At 68.6% G+C, this 21,915-nt stretch carries 25 protein-coding genes and 1 pseudogene; 9 read left to right on the top strand and 17 right to left on the bottom strand.

All coding sequences use genetic code 11. The features are described from left to right. Positions 1-103 precede the first annotated feature (103 nt). A complete protein-coding gene (ctaD, locus tag D5S19_RS09355) occupies positions 104-1,876 on the bottom strand; it encodes an aa3-type cytochrome oxidase subunit I (protein WP_120022959.1) in 1,773 nt (590 codons plus the stop codon). Positions 1,877-2,373: 497 nt separating this feature from the next. Here ctaD and D5S19_RS34305 point away from each other — a divergent pair. Beyond that, positions 2,374-2,538 (top strand): annotated as a pseudogene (locus D5S19_RS34305) (aminoglycoside phosphotransferase family protein); the annotation flags it as partial. A gap of 257 nt (positions 2,539-2,795) precedes the next feature. On the opposite strand, the gene D5S19_RS09365 reads toward D5S19_RS34305, so the two are convergent. The 3 genes from D5S19_RS09365 to D5S19_RS09375 all read right to left on the bottom strand — a co-directional run bounded on the left by D5S19_RS09365 (position 2,796) and on the right by D5S19_RS09375 (position 5,480). Further along, positions 2,796-3,539, bottom strand: a complete 744-nt coding sequence (locus D5S19_RS09365; protein WP_120022960.1) for an alpha/beta fold hydrolase — start codon at positions 3,537-3,539, stop codon at positions 2,796-2,798. 444 nt (positions 3,540-3,983) lie between these two features. Continuing rightward, positions 3,984-4,283, bottom strand: coding sequence for a hypothetical protein (locus D5S19_RS09370; protein ID WP_120022961.1), 300 nt, complete (start codon positions 4,281-4,283; stop codon positions 3,984-3,986). A gap of 75 nt (positions 4,284-4,358) precedes the next feature. Further along, positions 4,359-5,480, bottom strand: coding sequence for an alkaline phosphatase family protein (locus D5S19_RS09375; protein ID WP_120022962.1), 1,122 nt, complete (start codon positions 5,478-5,480; stop codon positions 4,359-4,361). Positions 5,481-5,525: 45 nt separating this feature from the next. Here D5S19_RS09375 and D5S19_RS09380 point away from each other — a divergent pair, with 45 nt between their 5' ends. Continuing rightward, entirely contained in the window at positions 5,526-5,726 is a 201-nt protein-coding gene (locus D5S19_RS09380) for an FmdB family zinc ribbon protein (protein WP_098513596.1), read from the top strand. Here the strand turns inward: D5S19_RS09380 and D5S19_RS09385 are convergent. Beyond that, complete coding sequence (locus tag D5S19_RS09385) at positions 5,723-6,835, bottom strand: trans-sulfuration enzyme family protein (protein WP_120022963.1); 1,113 nt, start codon at positions 6,833-6,835, stop codon at positions 5,723-5,725. The genes D5S19_RS09380 and D5S19_RS09385 overlap by 4 nt on opposite strands. 58 nt (positions 6,836-6,893) lie before the next feature. Between D5S19_RS09385 and D5S19_RS09390 the strand changes: the two genes are divergently transcribed. After that, the gene (locus tag D5S19_RS09390; RefSeq protein WP_120022964.1) at positions 6,894-7,367 is read left to right on the top strand and encodes an Lrp/AsnC family transcriptional regulator; all 474 of its coding nucleotides are present in this window, start codon (positions 6,894-6,896) and stop codon (positions 7,365-7,367) included. A 71-nt stretch (positions 7,368-7,438) separates the two neighbouring features. Here D5S19_RS09390 and dhaM read toward each other — a convergent pair whose 3' ends face one another. The 6 genes from dhaM to D5S19_RS09420 form a co-directional block, all read right to left on the bottom strand. Then, positions 7,439-8,119 carry a dihydroxyacetone kinase phosphoryl donor subunit DhaM gene (gene dhaM, locus D5S19_RS09395; protein WP_120022965.1) on the bottom strand — a complete coding sequence of 227 codons (681 nt, stop codon included), beginning with the start codon at positions 8,117-8,119 and terminating at the stop codon, positions 7,439-7,441. Beyond that, a complete protein-coding gene (gene dhaL / locus D5S19_RS09400; RefSeq protein WP_120022966.1) occupies positions 8,116-8,739 on the bottom strand; it encodes a dihydroxyacetone kinase subunit DhaL in 624 nt (207 codons plus the stop codon). The genes dhaM and dhaL overlap by 4 nt, the downstream gene beginning before the upstream one ends. Next, a complete protein-coding gene (dhaK, locus tag D5S19_RS09405) occupies positions 8,739-9,740 on the bottom strand; it encodes a dihydroxyacetone kinase subunit DhaK (RefSeq protein ID WP_120022967.1) in 1,002 nt (333 codons plus the stop codon). The genes dhaL and dhaK overlap by 1 nt, the downstream gene beginning before the upstream one ends. 115 nt (positions 9,741-9,855) lie before the next feature. Further along, complete coding sequence (locus D5S19_RS09410) at positions 9,856-10,842, bottom strand: DUF3558 domain-containing protein (RefSeq protein WP_199730415.1); 987 nt, start codon at positions 10,840-10,842, stop codon at positions 9,856-9,858. A 47-nt stretch (positions 10,843-10,889) separates the two neighbouring features. Then, complete coding sequence (locus D5S19_RS09415) at positions 10,890-11,150, bottom strand: hypothetical protein (protein WP_120022968.1); 261 nt, start codon at positions 11,148-11,150, stop codon at positions 10,890-10,892. 10 nt (positions 11,151-11,160) lie between these two features. Continuing rightward, positions 11,161-12,858 (bottom strand): sodium:solute symporter family protein, encoded by a 1,698-nt coding sequence (locus tag D5S19_RS09420; protein ID WP_120022969.1) that lies wholly within the window; start codon positions 12,856-12,858, stop codon positions 11,161-11,163. Between the two features lie 659 nt (positions 12,859-13,517). On the opposite strand from D5S19_RS09420, the gene D5S19_RS09425 reads away from it, so the two are divergent. Both D5S19_RS09425 and D5S19_RS09430 read left to right on the top strand, forming a co-directional pair. After that, complete coding sequence (locus tag D5S19_RS09425) at positions 13,518-13,814, top strand: type II toxin-antitoxin system RelE/ParE family toxin (RefSeq protein ID WP_120022970.1); 297 nt, start codon at positions 13,518-13,520, stop codon at positions 13,812-13,814. Positions 13,815-13,824: 10 nt separating this feature from the next. Then, entirely contained in the window at positions 13,825-14,913 is a 1,089-nt protein-coding gene (locus tag D5S19_RS09430; RefSeq protein WP_120022971.1) for a HigA family addiction module antitoxin, read from the top strand. 149 nt (positions 14,914-15,062) lie between these two features. On the opposite strand, the gene nucS is transcribed toward D5S19_RS09430, so the two are convergent. Beyond that, a complete protein-coding gene (gene nucS, locus D5S19_RS09435) occupies positions 15,063-15,722 on the bottom strand; it encodes an endonuclease NucS (protein WP_120023021.1) in 660 nt (219 codons plus the stop codon). Next, complete coding sequence (locus D5S19_RS34095) at positions 15,719-15,925, bottom strand: hypothetical protein (RefSeq protein ID WP_407641737.1); 207 nt, start codon at positions 15,923-15,925, stop codon at positions 15,719-15,721. The genes nucS and D5S19_RS34095 overlap by 4 nt, the downstream gene beginning before the upstream one ends. A 37-nt stretch (positions 15,926-15,962) precedes the next feature. On the opposite strand from D5S19_RS34095, the gene D5S19_RS09445 reads away from it, so the two are divergent. Then, positions 15,963-16,502: an NUDIX domain-containing protein gene (locus D5S19_RS09445; RefSeq protein WP_120022972.1), complete on the top strand. Its 540-nt coding sequence runs from the start codon at positions 15,963-15,965 to the stop codon at positions 16,500-16,502. Here the strand turns inward: D5S19_RS09445 and D5S19_RS09450 are convergent. Together D5S19_RS09450 and D5S19_RS09455 are read right to left on the bottom strand one after the other, a co-directional pair. Then, entirely contained in the window at positions 16,499-17,272 is a 774-nt protein-coding gene (locus D5S19_RS09450) for an enoyl-CoA hydratase-related protein (RefSeq protein WP_120022973.1), read from the bottom strand. The two genes, D5S19_RS09445 and D5S19_RS09450, sit on opposite strands and share 4 nt — an antisense overlap. A 97-nt stretch (positions 17,273-17,369) precedes the next feature. Beyond that, complete coding sequence (locus D5S19_RS09455; RefSeq protein WP_120022974.1) at positions 17,370-17,957, bottom strand: hypothetical protein; 588 nt, start codon at positions 17,955-17,957, stop codon at positions 17,370-17,372. A gap of 111 nt (positions 17,958-18,068) precedes the next feature. Between D5S19_RS09455 and D5S19_RS09460 the strand changes: the two genes are divergently transcribed. Together D5S19_RS09460 and D5S19_RS09465 are read left to right on the top strand one after the other, a co-directional pair. Continuing rightward, positions 18,069-18,695, top strand: coding sequence for a LysE family translocator (locus tag D5S19_RS09460; RefSeq protein ID WP_120022975.1), 627 nt, complete (start codon positions 18,069-18,071; stop codon positions 18,693-18,695). A gap of 18 nt (positions 18,696-18,713) precedes the next feature. After that, positions 18,714-19,340, top strand: coding sequence for a LysE family translocator (locus D5S19_RS09465; RefSeq protein WP_120022976.1), 627 nt, complete (start codon positions 18,714-18,716; stop codon positions 19,338-19,340). A gap of 7 nt (positions 19,341-19,347) precedes the next feature. On the opposite strand, the gene D5S19_RS09470 is transcribed toward D5S19_RS09465, so the two are convergent. Next, positions 19,348-19,926, bottom strand: a complete 579-nt coding sequence (locus D5S19_RS09470; RefSeq protein WP_233573790.1) for a Uma2 family endonuclease — start codon at positions 19,924-19,926, stop codon at positions 19,348-19,350. A 42-nt stretch (positions 19,927-19,968) separates the two neighbouring features. Next, positions 19,969-21,243 (bottom strand): UDP-N-acetylglucosamine 1-carboxyvinyltransferase, encoded by a 1,275-nt coding sequence (gene murA / locus D5S19_RS09475; RefSeq protein ID WP_120022977.1) that lies wholly within the window; start codon positions 21,241-21,243, stop codon positions 19,969-19,971. A gap of 62 nt (positions 21,244-21,305) precedes the next feature. Between murA and D5S19_RS09480 the strand changes: the two genes are divergently transcribed. After that, on the top strand, positions 21,306-21,872 hold the full coding sequence (locus D5S19_RS09480) for a cob(I)yrinic acid a,c-diamide adenosyltransferase (RefSeq protein WP_120022978.1): 567 nt from the start codon (positions 21,306-21,308) through the stop codon (positions 21,870-21,872). The last annotated feature ends 43 nt before the right edge of the window (positions 21,873-21,915 follow it).

The following is a 21,915-nucleotide window of genomic DNA, read 5'->3' on the forward strand; positions in this document are numbered from 1 at the left end:
GCCGCAGCGTCCGTGAAGGGACCCTTCACAGCTTTTCCGGGCACGAAAGAGGCGGGCGGCCCTGGTGGAGGGGCGCCCGCCTCGTTCGAGGTCTGCCGCGAGGCTACTTCTCGCTCGCGTTGTCCTTGTCGTGGTCACCGGGCATGGTGGCCTCGACCAGCTTCTGCGAAGGCGCGGCCACATGACGTGGCTTGCCGAAGAACCCGATCTCGCCTTCGGTGTGCAGCCGCTCCACCATGTGCGGGTAATGCAGCTCGAACGCCGGACGCTCGGAGCGGATCCGGGGCAGCTCGGTGAAGTTGTGCCGCGGCGGCGGGCAGGACGTGGCCCACTCCAGGGAGTTGCCGTAGCCCCACGGGTCGTCGACGGTCACGATCTCGCCGTAGCGGTAGCTCTTGAACACGTTCCAGATGAACGGCAGCGTGGACGCGCCGAGGATGTACGCGCCGATCGTGGAGATCGTGTTCAGCGTGGTGAACCCGTCGCTGGCGAGATAGTCCGCGTAGCGGCGGGGCATGCCCTCCGCACCGAGCCAGTGCTGCACCAGGAACGTGGCGTGGAAGCCGATGAACGTGGTCCAGAAGTGCCACTTCCCGAGCTTCTCGTCCATCATCCGGCCGGTGATCTTCGGGAACCAGAAGTAGATCCCGGCGAAGGTCGCGAACACGATCGTGCCGTAGAGCACGTAGTGGAAGTGCGCCACCACGAAGTAGCTGTCCGACACGTGGAAGTCGATCGCCGGCGCGGCCAGCAGGATGCCGGTCAGGCCGCCGAAGAGGAACGTGACGATGAAGCCCATCGAGAAGATCATCGGCGTCTCGAAGGACAGCTGGCCCTTCCACATCGTGCCGATCCAGTTGAAGAACTTCACACCGGTCGGCACCGCGATGAGGAACGTCATGAAGGAGAAGAAGGGCAGCAGCACGGCGCCGGTGGCATACATGTGGTGCGCCCACACCGCCACGGACAGGGCGGCGATCGCCAGCGTCGCGAAGACCAGGCCCTTGTAGCCGAACACCGGTTTGCGGCTGAACACCGGGAAGATCTCCGACACGATCCCGAAGAACGGCAGCGCGACGATATATACCTCTGGATGGCCGAAGAACCAGAACAAGTGTTGCCAGAGGATCACCCCGCCATTGGCCGGGTCGAACACGTGCGCGCCCAGATGTCGATCCGCCAGCAGGCCGAACAGAGCCGCGGTCAGGATCGGGAAGGCGAGCAGGATCAGGATGCTGGTGATCAGGATGTTCCAGGTGAAGATCGGCATCCGGTACATGGTCATGCCGGGCGCACGCAGGCAGACCACGGTGGTGATCATGTTGACCGCACCCAGGATGGTGCCCAGACCGGACACCGCCAGACCGGCGATCCACAGGTCGGCGCCGACGCCGGGCGAGTGGATCGCGTCCGAGAGCGGCGTGTAGGCGAACCAGCCGAAGTCGGCCGAGCCACCCGGGGTGAGGAAGCCGGACAGCACGATCAGGCCGCCGAACAGGTACAGCCAGTAGGAGAACGCGTTCAGCCGCGGGAAGGCGACGTCCGGCGAGCCGATCTGCAGCGGCAGGATGAAGTTCGCGAACCCGAACAGGATCGGGGTGGCGTAGAGCAGCAGCATCACCGTGCCGTGCATGGTGAACAGCTGGTTGTACTGCTCCTGGGAGAGGAACTGCTGCCCTGGCCGGGCCAGCTCCGTGCGGATCAGCATGGCCATCGCGCCGCCCGCCATGAAGAAGGCGAACGACGTGACCAGGTACATGATCCCGATCTGTTTGTGGTCCGTCGTGCGGAACAACCGCAGCAGGTACGAACCCTTTACCGACTCGCGCGCGGGATACGGGCGCGTTGCGATCGGCTTCGGGGCTACGGCCGTCACTCCTGCCTCCAACACTGCAGCCTTGTGGTGGTCATCGTCCGGGTCGTCCGGGCTCAGGACTGGCCTGATCCGAGCGGCTCGGGAGGATCGTAGCCCTCGTCACCGACAGTCGCTCGCACCGGCTGCTCAGATCGCCGGATGACCGGGTCCCACACCGCCGCGGCGGTCGCCGCCCGGGCGCCGCCCCGGGGTTCCCGCCGATCGCGCCGAGGTCCTCCACGAACGATCGAACGTGCTGGTGAGAATGGGTCCGGCGATCGCACGGGTACCCGGCACCACGCGTCTGCTGCGGCCGGACCCGACCCCGTGGCTCGCGCGTGACGTGGCGATGTCGACGTACCTCACCGAACGTGGTGTGCGCGTCGTCTCACCGACCACGGATCCCCCGGCCGGACCGCATTTCGCGGCCGGACTGCCGGTCACGCTCTGGAACTGGACCCGCCACGATCCCGGACCATCGGCACGGGGTGAGGGAGACCGTAAGGTCTCTGGCGCAGGTGCACGACGCCCTGCGTGACTATCCGGGCGAATTGCCTCCACGCGGCCCGGCGGACGAGCTGCTGCGCATGGCCGACCGGACCGCGACGCTGCCACCCGGAGCGAGCGACCGGATATGGACGGAAACCCTGCGGCTGGCCGAGAACCTCCTGCCGGCACCGGGCCGCCCGCTGCACGGCGACGCGCACCCGGGCAACCTCCTGGCGACCGCTGACGGACCATGCTGGCGCGGACCGCTTGAGTGGGATCTGGCGATTCTCGCGAAGCAAGGCATTCCGGAGATGCTGGCCGCGTGCCCCGGCGAAGCAGACGAAGCAGCTCTTGCCACGTGTACGCAGCTTCGCGAGCTGTTCGCTGTCGCTTGGCGGCTCCTCATCGCGGAGCGCTTCCCACACCGTGCTGCGGAAGCTGATGGCCGGCTTCAGCTGACCGGGTACCAGCCGAGGATTGCCTCTGTGACGCTCGCAGGGGCTTCGAGCGGGGTCAGGTGCCCGGCGTCCGGGATGACGGCAAGTGTCGGGTCCGGCAACGCTCCGACCATCGTGTTCGCGGCATCGAGCGGGGTGAGCGCATCCCGCTCGCCGACGATCACCAGCGCCGGGACTTCGGCCTGCCGCAGCACGTCCGTGGCGTCCGGCCGGTTCCGCATCGCGCGGGCGGCCCAGGCGACGCCGGACGGCGGCTGGGCGTCGATCAGCCCGCGCACCCGCTCGACGACCTCCGGTGCCGCGGTGTCCGCGAGCAGGGCGGGCAGGTTCCGCTCGGCCAGCCAGCCGGTGATGCCTTCGGCCTCGGCGCGGTTCGCCAGGTCGAGCCGGTTCTGCGCGGCTTCCGGGGTGTCGGCGGCCGCCTTGGTGTCGATCAGGACCAGTCCGCCGACGCGTTCCGGCGCGAGGCGGAGGAGGGCCATCGTCAGGTAGCCGCCCATCGAGCAACCGCCGAGCACCACCCGGTCGAGACCGAGTTTGTCGAGCAACGCGAGCACGTCGCGGGCGGCGTCGGCGAGGTCCGGCTCGCGTTCGGTCTCCGGCAACGGGCTGCGTCCGAAACCGCGCTGGTCGGGCGTGATCACGCGGATCCGTTCGGCCAGTGGTGCGCGCACCTGGTCCCACATCCGGGCGTCGAGCGGGAAGGCGTGCAGCAGCAGGAGGGGCAGTTCGGTCATGGCGGGATTCTGTCGTACCTGGGAGTTACCTTCGAGGGGTGTGGAACGGGATGGGCCGGGTGGCGAGCGTCAGCCCCATGCGGCGGTGAACGGCGTGCGGCGGTGAGCCGGGTACCCGCCATGAACGCGGGTGTCCGGCGTGAGCTGGATGGAGGGGCAACGAGTCCGGTGAGTGGCAGTGTCCAGGGTGAGCTGCAGCCAGCCGAGCATGCGGCACGAACGCGGATGCCCAGCGTTCATGCCGCGGCGCCAGCCGGGCGCGCGGCGGTGAGCCGGGCCTGAGGCTGTGAGCGGCGCCAGCCGGGTACCCGGCGGTGAGCTGAGCGGCCGTGGCTCGGACATCCTCCGGAGTCACGTCCATTGTGGACGTTGTCCGTGGTTCGCCGGACGAGCGGCGTGTGCGGCCGGAAGTGTCGGCGCCGTGGGGTTTTCCGGGCGAGAACGTCACCGGCCGGGGCGGCGGCGGGCGCGGGCGGCCCAGCACGGGCGGTGCCAGTGCCTGCGATCGGCGACTCCGCCGGTGTCATCGGCGGGCCAGGTCACCAGGTGCGGGGTGCCGGGGCGGATCTCGTGATCGCAGCCGGGGCAACGGTAGGTCTTGCCCGCCTGCGCGCCGGGGACGGTGCGCACCAGCCAATCCCCATCGGGCGCCGATTCGGTGCTTGCCCAGCCGCCGACCGCGCCGGGGTCCGGTCGTTCGGCCGGTCCGGGGCGGGCCCGGCCGGGGCGGTTGCGTCGGGGCACGCGAGCAACGGTAAGGGCTCGGTCCGTCGCAAGGATCGGCGGTACCGGCTGTCCGGGGCCGTCGAGACGGGTCACTCACCCCGCCGCCAGCACCAGCGGCACCAGCTGTTCCGCCTCGGTGAACGAACCGTGCTGGCCGAGCAGGGACGATTCGACCGCCTCCCCGAGTTCGCGAACCATGCCGAAGGTCCCACACGCCGCGGCTACCACGTTGCCGATCCGGGGGCGTACGCGGTCGCTGACGGTGCCGAACCAGCCTTCCTCGATCGCCTCGTCGCGGGAGCGGACCCACGCACGGTCGCCGAGTACGGTCTGCCATGCCTGGCGTACGTCGGCTTCGGCGCCCGGTTCGGTGTACACGTGCCGTGCTCGCACCTCGCCACCGAAAGCGCGTACGCCGACGAGTAGTTCCGGAGTGGCTTCGAGGTCGAATTTCTCCCCGATACGCACCATGCCGTGGTCGGCGACGACGGCTAGCACAGCACCGGGTGGTAGACCGTCCACAATCGACTCCACAAGACGGTCGACCTGTCGCAGCTGCATTCGCCACGCGGTCGAACCGGGGCCGTACAGGTGCCCGACAAGGTCCAGCTCGCCATGGTAGGCGTAGCAGAAAGCCCGTGACGACAACACTTCCAGCGTACGCGCGGCGAGGTCGCCGAGCGCGTGTACACCGGCGTACCGCGCGCCGCCCTGCGTCGCTTTGGTCATCGCCGTGTCTGCGAACTGGGCGGACGACACCGCGACGGCATCGAGTCCGGCGGCGGCCGCGCGCTCGAACGTCGTGGGCAACGGTTGTACGTCACGTGGAGGCAGCGCACCGCGCAGATCGCTGCCGTCCTCGTGTGAACGCCAGCGCAGGGCGTTCAGCACGCCGGCGCCGGGCACCTCGAAGGTATAGCCGACCATCCCATGTTCGCCGGACGCGAGGCCGGTACCGATGGCCGCGAGGCCGGCCGCCGTGGTCGACGGGTACCCCGCGCGCAGCGGGCTCTTCGCCAGCTCCGTCAGCACCGGCGCGTCGGTCGCATGCTCGGCCAGCAGCTGCCAACCAAGCCCGTCGACGAGCAGTACGCAGGCGCTGCGGCACTCGGGTACCACGAGCGTGCTCGCCTCCCCGGGCACGCCCAGCGCGGCGAGCAGGGACGGAACGACCTGGCCGAGGTGCGGAACATCCGCGTAGTGAGGTACATCCACCCCGACAGCTTCCCACCGCCGGGCACGAGCGGCGATAATCACCGCATGCCCACCTACGCCTACCGCTGCCGCGACTGCACCGAGACGTTCGAGCTTCAGCGGCCGATGAGCGAATCCGGCTCGCCCGCGCTGTGCCCCGGCGGCCACACCGACACCGTCAAGCTGCTGACCACGGTCGCGCTCACCGGTTCAGCCGCCCCCGCCCCGTCCGGCGGGTGCTGCGGAGGCGGCTGTTGCGGCGGTTAGCAGGATTTCAGCGCCTGGTCCAGATCCAGCCACAGGTCCTCGACGTCCTCCAGTCCCACTGACAGCCGGAGCAGGCGGGCGGTGATGCCGGAACCGGTGCGATCGTCCTCGGCGACGATGCGGTGTGTCAGTGACGCCGGGTGCTGGATGAGCGTGTCGACGCTGCCGAGGCTCACCGCGGGAGTGATCAGCCGGACCGCGCCGATCACCGCGTGCGGGTCGCCGGTCACCTCGAAGGAGATGAGCGGGCCGCCCAGTTTCGGGTAGTGCACGGCGTGCACCGCGGGGTGCGTGGCAAGCCGTCCGACGAGTCCGGCCGCGGTCGCCGAGGCGGCCTTGACCCGCAGTGGCAGGGTGGAAAGGCCGCGTAGCAACAGATATCCGGCAAGCGGGTGCAGGACGCCGCCGGTCGCGAACCGCAGGCCACGCAGGCGGGCGGCTTCCTCGGCACCGCAGGCGACCACGCCACCCATCACGTCGCCGTGACCACCGAGGAACTTCGTGGCGCTGTGCAGCACCAGCCGCGCCCCGTGCTGTCCGGGCCGCTGCAGCACCGGCGTGGCGAAGGTGTTGTCCACCAGGACCGGCACCGCGCCACAGGTTTCCACCAGCGCGGCGAGATCGAGTTCGGACAGGGTCGGGTTCGCCGGGCTCTCCACGAAGACCAGCCCGGTGTCCGGCCGCAGCGCACCGGCCACGTCCTCCGGGGCGGTCCAGGTGACCTCGGTGCCGAGCAGTCCGGTGGTGAGCAGGTGGTCCGTGCCGCCGTAAAGCGGGCGGACGCCGACGATGTGCGGTTTCCCTTGCATCACCGCGGAAAGCAGGCAGGCCGACACGGCGGCCATCCCGCTGGCGAACGCGACCGCGTGGTCGAAGCCCTCCAGTTCGGCGAGCGCCAGCTCGAACCGCTCGACCGTCGGATTGCCGATCCGGCCGTAAATCCCGGTGACGTCCTCGCCCGCGGCGAACGCGTCGATCCTCCGGGCCTCCTCGGCACTGTCCCGCGAGGGGTAGGTGGTGGAGAAATCGATCGGGGCGGCGTGCAGGCCGAGGCCCGCGAGATCGTCGCGACCGGCGTGGACGGCACGTGTGTGCAGCGAGGAGGTCATAGCCGTATCGTCGGTTCTTCACCGGATTCCGGGCAAGGATTTCGGATATCGTTCGCGCATGACTGCTTCCGTCGAACTGAGTCCGGTTGATCTTGAGATCCTGCGTCAGCTGCAGAACGATGCCCGGATCACCAACAAGGATCTCGCGGCGGCGGTCGGGATCGCGCCCTCCACCTGCCTGGACCGGGTCAACCGGCTGCGCGAGACGGGCGTGATCACCGGCCAGCACGCCGCCGTGGACGCCGCAAAACTCGGGCGCCCCCTGGAGGCGTTCCTGTTCGTGCAGGTCCGGCCACACCGGCGGCCGCTGGTCGACGCGTTCGTCCGGCACCTGCTCGGCCTGCCCGAAGTCCGCGCGGTCTACCACCTGACCGGCCCGGACGATTTCCTCGCCCACGTCGCCGTCGCCTCCGCCGGCGAACTGCAGCGCCTCGTGCTCGACGAGCTGACCGCCCGCGACGAAATCGCCCGCGTACACACGAATCTGGTCTTCCAGCACTGGGCGGGCGGCCCGCTCTTACCGCCCCCGTAAAGCCGTCCACTTCGGACTGCACGCACCGGATCACGGGCTCCGGTGGATTGCCGCCGGAGCCCGCCCCGGAATCACTCGCCGAAGTTCGTGCCCACCAGCTCGGTCACCTTGGCGAGCGCCTCGGCGGCCTGCGGCCCGCAGGCCCGGACCACGATCCGGTCCCCCTGCCGCGCACCCAGCGACATCAACGCCAGCACGCTGTGTGCGTCTGCCTCGCGCGCGCCCAGCCGTACTGAGACGTCCGCCTCGAACCCGGCCAGGCTGCGCACCAGCACGGCCGCCGGACGCGCGTGCAGGCCGACGTCGTTGGTCAGCGTGAACGCCTTCTCCTCACCGCCGTCGTCCGCGGAGGCTTCGACGGCCGCCAGGTCGGGCGCGAGACCGGCGCCTGCTGCCGCCTCGCCCACCGCCTTGCGGTTCGCGCCCGACTGGGCGGCCACCGCCGCCGCCACGGCGCCTTCCACCAGCGGCGCATCCGCGACCACGGCGGCCGAAGGGTCGGCGAGCGACTCCACGGCCAGCTCGGCGGTCATCTGCGCGCTGCCCAGGTCGTAGAGCAGCACCACGCCGTCGCCGGAATCGGCCCGCTGGGTGGCGGCCACGACGTCGTCGTAGTCGGTGCCGAGACCGCCGTCGTCGGACAGCCCGCCGGCGGGCACGATGCGTACGTCGGGCGCCATCTGACCGGCCAGCTCGGCCAGCCCCTCGGCCAGTTTCGCGCTGTGCGACACGAGAACGATTCCGACGGTCACCGGGCCGCCTCCGCGAAAGCGTGCAGCAGCAACGCGGTCGAGCGCGCGCCCGGGTCCATGTGCCCCACCGCCCGTTCGCCGAGATAGGACGCCCGGCCCTTGCGTGGCACCAGGTCCACAGTGGACTCCGCGCCGCGATCGGCCGCTTCCGCCGCGGCGGTGAGCACCTCGGCCACCGAGCCACCGGCCGCCCCTTCGGCCGCGGACAGGGCCGGGATCAGCGCGTCGACCATCGTCGCGTCCCCGCCGACCGCCTTGCCCCGCGCCTGCACGCCTTCCAGCGCGGCGCGCAGCGCTTCGATCAGCAACGGCGGATCAAGCACCGCGGCGTCACCGAGTTTCGCCGACGCACGCAGGAAAGCCGTGCCGTACAACGGACCCGCCGCGCCACCGACCTTGGAGATCAACGTGGTGGCCGCGAGCTTCAGCACTGCGGCGGGAGTCGGTGGCACCTCCGTCTCCAGCGCGGCGACCATCGCGGTGAAGCCGCGGCTCAGGTTCTCGCCGTGGTCAGCGTCCCCGATCACCCGGTCCAGCTCCACCAGCTCGCTGCGGTGCTCCGCGACCACCTCGGCGGCCTCGCGCAGCGCCGCGGCTAGGCCCTCGGCAGAACAACTCATCAGATCCCCCACCGCAGAGCCGGGGTGCGCACCGGGGCGTCCCACAGCTGCGTCAGCTCGTCGTCCAGTTTCAACAAGGTCAGGCTGATGCCCTGCATCTCCAGGCTCGTGATGTACGGGCCGACCAGCCTGCGCTCGACCACGATGCCACGCTCGGCCAGCAGCCGCTCGGCAATGCCGTGCGCGAGGTACAGCTCCAGCTGCGGGGTGGCACCCATCGAATTGGTGAACAGCAGCACCCGGTCGCCCGCGGCGAACGGCAGGTCGGAAGCCACCGCCTCGACCATCCGGGCCAGCAGCGCGTCGGCCGGTTCGGCCGGGATCCGCTCGCGGCCCGGCTCCCCGTGGATGCCGATGCCGAACTCGATCTCGTCCGGGCCCAGGTCGAAACTGGGCTGGCCGACATGCGGCACGGTCGGTGCGGTGAGCGCCACCCCGATCGAGCGAACTTGCCCGATCACCTTGCGTGCCAGCGCTTCCACCGCGTCCAGTGTGTCACCGCGGGCGGCCGCGGCCCCGGTGATCTTCTCCACCAGCACCGTGCCGCCGACGCCGCGGCGCCCGGCGGTGAAGGTGGAGTCCTTGACCGCGACGTCGTCGTCGATCACCACGCTGCGCACGTCGAGGTCGTCGACCGCGGCCAGCTCGGCGGCGGTCTCGAAGTTGAGCACGTCACCGGTGTAGTTCTTGACGATCAGCAGCGCACCGGCCGGGCCGGTGGTCTCGGCGAGCGCTGCCTGCACCGCGTCCGGCGTCGGCGAGGTGAAGACCGCGCCGGGCACCGCCGCGTCGAGCATCCCCGGCCCGACGAACCCACCGTGCAGCGGCTCGTGGCCGGAACCGCCGCCCGAGATCACCGCGACCTTGCCCGGCACCGGGGCGTCCGCCCGGACGACCAGCGCCGGATCGTCCCGCACCCGCAGCAGGTCCGCATGGGCGACGGCAAGTCCTCTCAGCGACTCGGCGACCACGGTGGCCGGATCGTTGATGATCTTCTTCATGAGGAGCCTCCGACACGTCGACGTGGTGGGCACCCTTCAACTTAGTGGCTCCACGGCTCCGGCGAAGGAGCTGTGAAGGGTCCCTTCACGGAATCAGCGTCCGTGAAGGGACCCTTCACGGCTTGGGCAGTTCGGCGGCGAGCTGCTGAGCGGCCGGGACGGCCTGGCCGCAGGGATCATCGGTGCCCGGAGTCCCGTTCTGGTACTCCACCTGGGCGATTTCGAAATAGCCCTGCTGCCACGGCCGGTGCTGCCAGTGCACCTGGCAGCTCCCCGGACCGGATGGGCCCTGCTTCTGGAAGGCCTGGCCGGGCGAGCCGACGTCGACCTTCTGCCAGCCGTCGCCCTCCAGCAGCGGGCGCCCCGGCAGCAGCAGCACTTCCAGCGACGCGGTGGTCCCCCATCGGCAGCTGTGCAGCCCGGTGACCTCGGGCTTGGCGCCCTTGGCCACCGCGTCCACCACGCTCCGGTCGAGCATCGCGCACGGATCGGTGGTGACCAGGCTGCCCGCGCCCGGGGCGTACTTCTGCGGTGTCCGGTGCAGGATCTTCGCGGCCTCGGCGGCCAGCGTGCGCCCGGCCGGGCAGGCGTCCCCGCCGGGGTAGTTGAGCGCGAACAAGACGCCGAGGTCCGGCTTTCGCGAAGTGAGCACACCGGCCGTGCACGACTCGGCGCCGGCACCGGACCCCTCCAGCCGAGGCAGGCCGTCCACCTGATCGGTGACCTTCTGCACGGTGATGCTCACCGGCTTGCCGAGGGAGACCTCCACGGAGAGGTTCTTGCCGCCGGGGTCGGTCACCGAAGCACTGCAGACGTCGAACCGCACGGCGGACGGCGCCGGTTCCCCTTGCGGCGTCCCCAGCTGCTTCAGCACCTCCGGGCCGACGAACTGGCACGGCTGCAGATTCCGCAGCACCTCGGCGGTGGTCGCCGGATCGTCCACCGCCACAGTGGACGCGACGCTCGCCGGCGCGGGCACCGGGGTGCGGGCGAAGTTCTCCTTGCCGAGGTTCCCGTGCCCGCAGCCGGAAACCACCAGCGCGCCGGCCGCGACGAGGGCGGAAAGCTTCGGAAACCGGCCGGGCCGGCGATCGTGCACCACGTCCGGAAACCTAGCGGGCCGGGCCACCGGACATGGCCACAACCCGGTTATTCGGCCGGTTCCGCGGCGGCCTGCGGCACCGCCAGCGGGCGCAGCACGGTCCACAGCACGAACATCGCGGTGACCACCAGCAGGCCGATCCCGGCCCACAGGTTGATGTTCACCCCGGCCGCCTTCTCCCGGTCGGCGTCCGAGGTGAAGGCCAGGCCCATCACGGTCAGGACCACGCCGTAGACGCCGAGCAGCAGCGCGATGATCAGCCGGATGTCGAAGGCGCCCGCCTTGCGCGGCCGCGAGGACTCGGTCATGCGGGCCTCCTCAGAAGATGATGTTCAGACCGATGGTGATCACGAGCACGATGCCGGCCAGCAGGCCCGGCTTGCGGTACCAGCCGGCGTTCTCGCCGCTCGCGTCGTGTTTGAGGGAATCCCGTGGGGTCAGCGAATAGACCAGCCCCACGAGTTCGGCGTCCGCCCTCGGCCGGGTCGCCAGCGAGACCGCCACACTGACCACGATGTCCACCGCGAACGCGGTACCGGCGGCCACGAAGCTGATGCCCTGTCCGGTCAGCGGCAGAACCTCGGCCTGCGAAAGGCTCCACACGGTGACCGCGCTCAGTGTGCCCAACGCCAGGCCGCTCCAGCCCGCGTGCGGGGTCATCCGCTTCCAGAACATGCCGAGGATGAAGGTGGCGAACAGCGGCGCGTTGAAGAAGGAGAACAGATCCTGCAGGTAGTTGAGGATGTTCGAGGAGTTCGACGCGATGAACGCGGTGCCGATGGCCAGGATCGTGGCGACCACCGTGATGCTCCGGCCGAGCCGCAGGTAGTAGCCGTCCGGCTTGTCCTTCTTCACGTACGTCTGCCAGATGTCGTACGTGAACACCGTGTTGAATGAGCTGAGGTTCGCCGCCATACCTGCCATGAACGAGGCGAGCAGACCGGCGATCGCGATGCCGAGGATGCCGTTGGGCAGCAGGTCGCGCATCAGCAGCAGCAACGCGTTGTTCGCCGTGACACCACTCGGCGCGGTACCGCCGTCGAGCAGGATTCCCTTGTCGCGCAAGTACTCCGGCACCACCACGCCGGCGATCATGCCGGGGATGATGACGATGAACGGGACCAGCATCTTCGGGAACGCGCCGATGATGGGCGTGCGCCGCGCGGCGGACATGCTCTTCGACGCCATCGCGCGCTGGACCTCGACGAAGTTCGTGGTCCAGTAGCCGAAGGAGAGCACGAAGCCGAGACCGAACACGATCCCCAGCACGGAAAGGAAGTTGTTGCCGAAGCCGGTCAGGTTGTCGCCGGGCCAGGAGTGCAGCTGCGCGGAACCACCCGGGCTGTTCGTGACCTTGTCCACCAGGCCCTGCCAGCCACCGACCTTGACCAGGCCGACGATCGTGAGCGGCAGCAGCGCCACCACGATCACGAAGAACTGCAGCACCTCGTTGTAGATCGCCGCCGAGAGCCCGCCGAGCGCGGTGTAGGCGAGCACGATCGCGGCGGCCACCACAATGGACACCCACAGCGGCCAGCCCAGCAGCAGGTTGACCACACTGGCCAGCAGGAACAGGTTCGCACCCGCGATCAGGATCTGCGCGGCCGCGAAGCTGATGCCGTTGACCAGGTGCGCGGGCTTGCCGAACCGGCGGCGCATGAACTCCGGCACGCTGCGGACCTTGGAGCCGTAGTAGAACGGCATCATCACCAGGCCGAGGAACAGCATCGCCGGGATGGCGCCGATCCAGAAGTAGTGCACCGTCGGCAGGCCGTAGAGCACCCCGTTCGCGGACATGCCCATCACCTCGACCGCGCCGAGGTTCGCGGAGACGAACGCGAGGCCGGTCACCCAGGCCGGCAGTGAGCGGCCGGAGAGCAGGAAGTCCAGGCTGCTGGACACCTGCCGCCGGGCGAGATAGCCGATGCCCAGCACCAGCAGGAAATAGAACGCCAGCTCGATGTAGTCGATCGGACTCGCGTTGAGCCGCAGGTTCGCGTCGGCGAGGACGAGCACCCGGCCACCTCCGAATCAAACATTCTCCCACAGGAAACACCATCGTCCCTGCCGACCGGACCGTACTGCATGTCTCCCCGAGGAGTCACGCCGACACTGCGGAATTTTCCAACAGATGGCTGACCTGTGATTTATCTAGTGGACCAGACCACGTGTTCGGTCGTGGTCGATCCCGTGGCCTACCGGGCGTTCCGGCGGGCGACCCAACCGGATCGGCCATCCAGCGCAGTGCCCGTTCGGGCAGAGTCAGGGGGAGATTCAGCCCGGCGAACCACAAGGGGCAACAAGGGGGATGAGCCGCCGAGGGCACGCTTTGACCGCTCAGCGCCGGGGGGCGAGGGCATCGTGGCCGCCGCGTGCGGCCGTCGCCGGAATCCGGCCGGGGAAAGCTCAGAACAGGCGGAACTCGCGAGCCCGGCATCTGCCGGGACCCGAAGCGTTCGACTCCACCTCGAACAGTCATCACTACCCCCACCTCTGCCCTGCGGGCTGCCCAACAGCGGGAATCACTATGACCTTGGTCGCATTCATCACTTCACCTTAGAGGTGAACACATGTACACTAGTCAACAGGGACCGGGCGACGGCCCACCCGGGAACGAAAGGTAGCCTTCATGCTCACACGGGGCTTCGGCCCAGGGGTGATGAAGTGAGGGCGAGTTGCGAGTCGAGTACAGCGACGAGAACCTGCGTCGACTGGCCGAAGACGCTGCTTTTGCGCCGAAGGGATGGGGTCGCGATGTCGTCAAGGCCTATCGGAAGACGGTCCAGCGCATCGTGGCCGCGAAAGACGAGCGTGACCTGTACGCGCTTCGCGGCCTGCGCTTGGAACTGTTGCGGCGTGACCGGGCGGGACAGCACTCGATGCGCCTCAACGACCAATACCGACTGATCGTCACATTCAAGACCAACGGCGACCGCATCGCAGTCATCATCGAAGTCGTTGACTACCACTAGGGAATCGCTCATGGACACCACACTCGCCGAGGCGTTTCCCGCTGGGGAGCACCTCGCTGACGAGTTGGAGGCCCGGGGATGGACTCAAGCCGAGTTCGCCGAGATCCTTGGGCGCCCAACCCAGTTTGTCTCCGAGATCATTCAGGGCAAGAAGGAGATTACACGGGAATCCGCCGCGCAGATCGGAGCAGCATTCGGGACTAGTGCCGAGTTTTGGCTCAACGTGCAGAATTCATATTTTCTCTGGAAGCAGCGGCTGGATCCGGATATCCAAGAGGACCTCGACGACGTCAAGACGCGAGCAAAGATCAACGCGTTGGCCCCCATGGCCGTACTGCGCAAGCGCGGAATCATAACGGCCACGTCCACTGCCGGCCAGGCCCAGCAGCTCATGCAACTCATGGGAATCGAAACCCTCGACGAACAACCCCCATGGCACATGGCAGCACGACGTGCCAACAATGACGAACCACTCACACCGACCCAGAACGGCTGGTTCGCCTGCGTACGGAGAGCCGCCGCCACGATGTCATCCCACACTTTTTCGCACCACATGCTCGAAGAACTTGCGAAGCAAGTAAGTCGCCTGGTTCGCGACCCAGGCGACTTCAAGAGACTACCGGAAAAATTCGGCGCCGCCGGAGTTCGCCTCGTGTTCGTGGAGGCATTCCCGTCCAGCAAAATCTCCGGTGCGTCCTATGCGGACGAGGCCGGCCCAGTCATTGCACTGTCCGGCCGGGGTCACCGTCTCGACAAGGTACTGTTCACCCTGCTACATGAGATTGCTCATGTAGTTCGCGGCGACGTTTCCAAGAATGGGAAACCTCTCATCGACGAGGACGATCATACTTTGGGTGACGAGGACCAGGCAGATGAGCTCGCATCCGGCTGGGTTTTCGATCAACCTCTCCCCAGACCACCTTCGCGAATCGGCGCTCAATGGATCAACGCGGTTGCGAATGATCGAGGAGTACACCCCATCGTTGTAATCGGCAGGTTGCAACGCGAAGGTGTACTGCCGTGGCGCACTGCCCTGGTCAAGAACGCCCCCAGCGCCACGCCCTACCTCAAGGCATGGAACGTCGAAGCCACCGGTTGAGCACGTTCAGACCGGCATCACGGCATGTCACCGTATTGAGCATGCACTGCTAGCCGATCACAGGAGCGCAGCATCGGTTGGCCGCAGGATGATCTTGCCACATTGAATGCGGCCTCCGCGTGGCACACAAGGCCACCGTGATCGGTCGGTCAGAACAGGCGAAACTCGTCAGAGTCGGTACCGCGCAGAGCGTCATAGTCCAGCACCACGCACCGGATACCCCGGTCCTGGGCGAGCGTGCGGGCTTGGGGCTTGATGACCTGCGCCGCGAATACGCCCTGCACCGGGGCGAGCAGCGGGTCACGATTGAGCAGTTCGAGGTAACGCGTCAGCTGTTCTACACCGTCTATCTCGCCACGCCGCTTGATCTCCACCGCCACGCTTGCGCCGTCAGCGTCACGGGCCATGATGTCGACCGGCCCGATCGCCGTCGGAAACTCGCGGCGGACCAGCGTATAACCGTCGCCAAGGGTTTTGATGTGCTCGGCCAGCAACTCCTGCAAGTGGGCTTCGACGCCATCCTTTTGCAGTCCCGGATCCACACCCAGCTCATGTTTCGAGTCATGCATGACCTCGTCGATCGCAATGACGAGCTTCTCACCGGCCTTGTTCTGGACCGTCCAGATTCCGGGGTCTTCGATCAACCAGCATGGCGGCGACATCCAGTTGAGGGGTTTGTACGAGCCACCATCCGAATGAACGAGAACCGAGCCATCCGCTTTCACCATGAGCACCCGGTTGGCCATCGGCAGATGCGCGGTCAGCCGACCGATGTAGTCCACCTGACAGCGAGCGACTACGAGCCTCACCGCGCCCATCCCTTCGCGATCGATCCCTCGGCGAGCCGAGGAGCAGCGCCCATCCGCTTCATGGATGGAGACAGGTGTCTCGACCTCGGAGAGGCGTGCTTGCAGGCACGGTCGTCGGAGTGCACCGACACCGAGCCGTCCGACTTGACGGGCAGCAGGCGGCCGGCGTAGTCGACCTGGCACCGAGCGATCACGAGACGCACCCGCCGAGGGTAGGACAGGCTCGGTGATACTGAACGGGTGGACCCCGTTCAGCGTGTCGCGACCCGCGAGGTGTATCGGAACAACTGGATGACGGTGCGCGAGGACACCACCCGCCGCGCGGACGGCAGTCCCGGCATCTACGGCGTGATCGACAAACCGACCTACGCGCTGGTGATCCCGCTCGCGGGTGACCGGATGCACCTGGTCGAGCAGTTCCGCTACCCGGTCGGGGCGCGCCGCTGGGAGTTCGTCCAGGGCACCGCGCCCGATCTCGCCGAGGTGCCGCCCGCCGAGCTGGCGCGCCGGGAGCTACGCGAGGAGACCGGGCTCCGCGCGGAGACCATGACCGAGATCGGCCTGCTTGAAGTCGCCCCCGGCCTGACCAGCCAGCGCGGCCACGTTTACCTGGCCACCGGCCTGACCGAGGGCGAACCGGAGCGGGAACCGGAGGAGCAGGACATGCGCACCGCCTGGTTCGGACGGAACGAGGTGGAGAAGATGATCGCGTCCGGTGAGATCCTGGACGCGCAGACGATCGCCGCCTACACCTTGCTGGTTCTGCACGAACGGCGCTAGTCCGTCCAGTCCGGCTTGCGCTTCTCCAGGAACGCCGCAATTCCCTCGCGCGCGCCGGGTAGCTGCGAGGCCGAGGCCATGACTTCCAGCGCGATCGCGTACGCGTCCGCTTCCGGGCGATCGAGCTGCGCGTACAGCGTCTGCTTCCCCATCGCCTTGCTCGCCCGGCTGCCCCGGGTGGCGCGCGCCAGCAGGGCGGCCACAGCTTCGTCCAGCTCTGCGTCCGGGACCACGCGGTTGACCAGCCCCCAGTCGAGCGCTGTCGCGGCGTCCACCACGTCTCCGGTCAGGGCCAGCTCCATCAGGCGCTTGCGGCCGATCGAGCGGGCCACCGGGACCGCCGGGGTGTGGCAGAACCAGCCGCCTTTGCCGCCAGGCAGGGCGAAACCGGCGGATTCCGCGGCCACCGCAAGGTCGCAGGACGCGACCAGCTGGCAGCCCGCGGCAGTCGCCAACCCGTGCACACGCGCGAGCACCACCTGCGGAACCGACTGCATGGTCCGCATCAGCTCGGTGCAGAGCGTGAGCAGCTCGCGTACGCCCATAAAGTCACGCGCGGCCACGTCGCCGAAGTCGTGCCCCGCGGAAAACACCGGACCGGCGCCGGCCAGCACGATGCCGGTCGCGTCCGAACGGCCCGCTTCCCGGAACGCCGCGAGCAACTCACCGAGATGCTCGGCGGACAGTGAATTTCGCCGTGCCGCACGGTTCATGGTGACAGTGATCGTGTCCCCGTCCCGCTTCACGAGGATGTGCTCGTACTCGCCCATGCCCCGACGGTAGCCCCGGAATCACGCCGACGGAAAGTGCTCCGTGTGCCGGAGTGGGCGAACAGGCCACCCGCGACAGTCCATAGTGGACAGAATTTCAGGCATCGGGACGGCTGTCCTGACCTTCCGGACGCTGGGACCCGGATCCCTGGCTCACCGCGGCCGCAGCGTCCGCACCGTTCCGCGTGATCAGGGCGGCGACCTGTGCGGCGTCGGGGACGGCCATCAGCTCGGGCAGGATCGGAACCCACGCGGGCCGGGACCGGTATCCCTGGTCCTTCAGCCACTCAAGGGCCGTGGGGTGGAAGTCGATCGTGCCGACGCCGTCACCGTGCCCCTGCACCCGTGGCGGGCGGAGATCGGCGAGCCCGATCCACCGGAACTCGATCCCGGGCTCCCCCTGCGAAACGAAGATCAGCCGGCGATCGGTGACCAGATAGGTGGTCGCGGCGACGAATGCACGACGGTCACGGTTGCGTTCGCAGGCGGTGCCGATCAGCAGCCCCAGTACGACTCCCCAGCCGAGCAGGTTCCAGAGCTGCAGGTCGAAGCGGGCAGTCAGGACGACCCCGCCGAGGAGCAGGATCGCCACCGACAGGTAGTAGTGGTAATCGCGGTACCGCCGCACGTACCGCTGCGGGCGTCCGGACCAGAGCAGTTGTTCGCCTTCGGCCAGTGGGTACATGCCTGCCTCCTCGTTCCGAAGAGGACACGCTGTCCGCTTCGCCCGGGTTGCCCGGCACTGTGACGGAAATCCGCGAGACTGCGGCCGATCCGGGCTCTACCGTGGACAGACGTGACATGGAGCGTATACGGCAGCTACCTGGTGATCGTGGTCCTCATCGTGCTCGCCCCCGGGCCGGACACCATGGTGATGCTGAAGAACGCGCTTTCCGGCGGCGCGCGAGGCGGATTCCTCGCCACAGCCGGGATCTTCGCGGGCAACGCGGTGCAGGGCACCGCCGCGGCGCTCGGGCTCGGCGTGGTCATCGCGCGGTCGCAGCCGGTGTTCCTCACGCTCAAGTGGCTCGGCGCGGCCTATCTGGTGTTCCTCGGCGTCCAGGCGCTACGCGGTCCGTGGCGGGGCAACTACGACGCCGTCGCGCAGACCCAGCGCAAGCGTGCCAGCGGCTTCCGGCGGTGGCGTGAGGGCTTCCTGTCCAACATCACCAACCCGAAGGTGCTTGTGCTGTACCTGTCGGTGCTGCCGCAGTTCCTCGACCCAGTGCAGACCACGACCTTGGACGCGCTCGTTCTCGCGTACACGGTCGCGGTGCTGGGCGGGATCTGGCAGCTGGCTCTGCTTTTCTTCGTACACCGCGTACGCGGTTGGCTGAGCCAGCGCAAGGTCCGCCGCACGCTCGACGGTGTAACCGGGACCGCGCTGCTCGGCTTCGGGGCGGCTTTAGCCCTGGAGTCCTGAGCCGGTTACGGTGCGCGCATGACGTGGGGCGTGTACGGCGGATTCCTCGCCATGATGGTGCTGCTTGCGATCGTGCCCGGGCCGGACAGCATGGTGGTGCTCAAGAACGCCCTGTCCGGCGGTGCGCGAGGCGGGGCGTCGGCATGCTTCGGCATTACCGTGGCGAACACTCTGCAAGCCACCGCCGCGGCGTTCGGGCTCGGCGCGGTCATCACGCGAGCCCAGCCGGTGTTCGAGACGGTCAAGTGGCTAGGCATCGCATACCTGGTCGTCCTCGGCTGCCAGGCCCTGCGCGGCGCCTGGCGCGGTGACTACAACGCGGCGGACGGCTCCCGGCGGACGCGCCCGAGCGCGTTCCGGCGGTGGCGGGAAGGGTTCCTGTCGAACATCACGAACCCGAAGGTGCTGGTGCTGTACCTGTCGGTGCTGCCCCAGTTCCTCATCCCCGGCGTGACCACCACCGGCGACGCGCTCCTGCTCGGCTACACCGTCGCTGCAGCAGGCGCAGTATGGCAAGTTCTGCTACTCCTGCTCGTACACCGCGTACGCGACTGGCTGGAACAGCGCCGAGTCCGCCGCACGCTCGACGGCGTGACGGGAACGGTGTTGATCGGCTTCGGGGCGGCGTTGGCGGTTGAGAGCTGAGCGTGACTCAGAGCAGTTCGGGCAGCTCCACCGACAGCTCGAACGGATCGGAGACGGTCAGCCTCCGCTGATGCGCCCCGACCGGGACGTACGAGCGAGTGGTTCCGTCGAGGCGATAGCAGAAGACCGTCAGCCCGCCGACTTCGTCCGTGGCGTTCTCGACGCGCCAGAACCGCGGGATGCCCGCAGCCGCGTACTCGGCGGGCTTGTCGATCTGGTCGACAGTGACCGAGCCGGGCGACATGACCTCGACGACCAGGTGGCAGGCCTCCGGGCGGAGCACCGCGTCCGCGCCGAGCCAGGCGTCGTAGACGACCAGGTCCGGCCGCCGGTTGAGCAGCGGCACGTCCCGCAGCCGGAGGTCGACGTCGAATTCCACGGCGAGGTCCGGGCCGCAGGCCGCTTCGACCGCATACGACAGGCGCCGGATGATCCGTTGATGCATCCGACGAGGTGCGGGGTTGACGACAATGGCTCCGTCAACAATCTCGATGGCCCGGCAGACCTCTTCGTCCAGCGCCTCGTAATCAGCGGCGGACAAACCACCGGGCGGCAGAACCATCCAGTCGGGCAGCGCAGTCGTCACGAACCCCGTTTCTCACGTGTAGTCCCAGGGTACGGGCACTGTCTACGCCCGTTCCGGTTCACCCGCCACGCGGTCGATACGGGCGCCGAGGCGGTTCAGGTTCTCCACGAAGTGCGGATAGCCCCGGTCGATGTGGAAGACGTCCCACACCTGGGTTACGCCGTCCGCGCACAGGCCGGCCAGGACCAGTCCGGCGCCGGCGCGGATGTCGGAGGCCCAGACGGGGGCGCTGGAGAGGCGGTCGACGCCGCGGACGACGGCGTGGTGGCCGTCGGTGCGGGCGTCGCCGGAGAGGCGGATCATCTCCTCGATGAAGCGGAACCTGGCCTCGTAGACGTTCTCCGTGATCATCGACGTGCCGTCGGACACCGCGGACAGCGCCACCGCGAACGGCTGCAGGTCGGTGGCGAAGCCGGGGTAGGGCAGGGTCACCCAGTCGACCGCCTTGGGCCGTTCCGGCTGCACGACCCGGAAGCCCTTCTCGTCGAACGTGGTCACCTCGGCGCCGGCCAGGCGCAGCTTGTCCAGCACCAGGTCGAGATGGTGCGAGTTGACCCCGCGCACGGTCAGGTCGCCGCGCGTCATCGAGGCGGCGAACGCCCAGGTCGCGCCGACGATCCTGTCGCCGATCACGCGGTGCTCGGTCGGGTTCAGCTGCGGGACGCCGTGCACGGTCAGGGTGGACGTGCCGACGCCCTCGATTTTCGCGCCCATTTCGGTGAGCATCGTGCAGATGTCGGCGATCTCCGGCTCGCGCGCGGCGTTGTCGATCACCGTCGAGCCCTCGGCCAGCACCGCGGCCATCAGGATGTTCTCGGTCGCGCCGACGCTCGGGAAGTCCAGCCAGATCTGGGCGCCCACCAGCGATTCGGCCTTCGCGACCACGCAGCCGTGCTCGATGGTGCTGGTCGCGCCGAGCTTGCGCAGCCCGTTCTGGTGCATGTCCAGCGGCCGCTGGCCGATCGCGTCCCCGCCGGGCAGCGCCACCACGGCCTGCTTCAACCGCCCGACCAGCGGGCCCAGCACGCACACCGAGGCGCGCAGCTTGCCCATCGCCGCCGAGTCCGCCCGGTGCGACAGCTCCGCGGGGGTGGTGATCCGCGCGGTGTCGCCCTCGATCTCCACCTCGCAGCCGACACTGCGCAGCACATCGCCCATCAAGGGGACGTCGAGGATCTGGGGGCAGTTCGTGATCGTCGTGGTGCCCTCGGCCAGCAGCGCCGCGGCCATCAGCTTCAGCACGCTGTTCTTGGCGCCGACGACCTCGACCTCACCGACCAGCCGCGCCCCGCCGTGCACGTTGAAGTGCTCGCTCATGGCCGCCAATCATGCCCTCTCACCCAGCTTTGCCCGACGCGGGGCCAGGTAGAGTCAGCCGCATGGTCGTTCGCATCAACCGCGTATACACGAAGGTCGGCGACAGCGGCAGCACTGCCCTCGGCGACGGCTCAAGGGTGCCCAAGACCTCGCCACGGCTGGCCGCATACGCCGACACCGACGAGGCGAATTCGGTACTCGGCCTGGCCGTCGCGCTCGGCGGGCTGCCCGAGGAGATCACCACGGTCCTGCGCCGGATCCAGAACGACCTGTTCGACGTCGGCGCCGACCTGTGCCTGCCGATCCAAGAGAACCCGCCGTACGAGCCGCTGCGCATCACCGAGGCGTACCTGACCCGGCTCGAAGATTGGTGCGACGAGTTCAACGAGCGGCTGCCGAAGCTGACCTCGTTCATCCTGCCGGGCGGCACCCCAGGAGCGGCGTACTTGCACCAGGCCCGCACGGTGACCCGCCGGGCGGAGCGCGCCGCCTGGGCGCTGGCGGAGGCCGAGCCCGAGACGACGAACCCGTTCGCCGCGAAGTACCTCAACCGGCTGTCCGACCTGCTGTTCATCCTCTCCCGGCTGGCCAACCCGGACGGTGATGTGCTGTGGCAGCCGGGCGGCTGACGAGCGCGGCCGTGGGGGCGGGCTCGCTGCGGAACCTTCCGAC

Origin of the sequence: Amycolatopsis panacis (assembly GCF_003600245.1) — a bacterium.
Classification (GTDB): Bacteria; Actinomycetota; Actinomycetes; order Mycobacteriales; family Pseudonocardiaceae; genus Amycolatopsis; species Amycolatopsis sulphurea.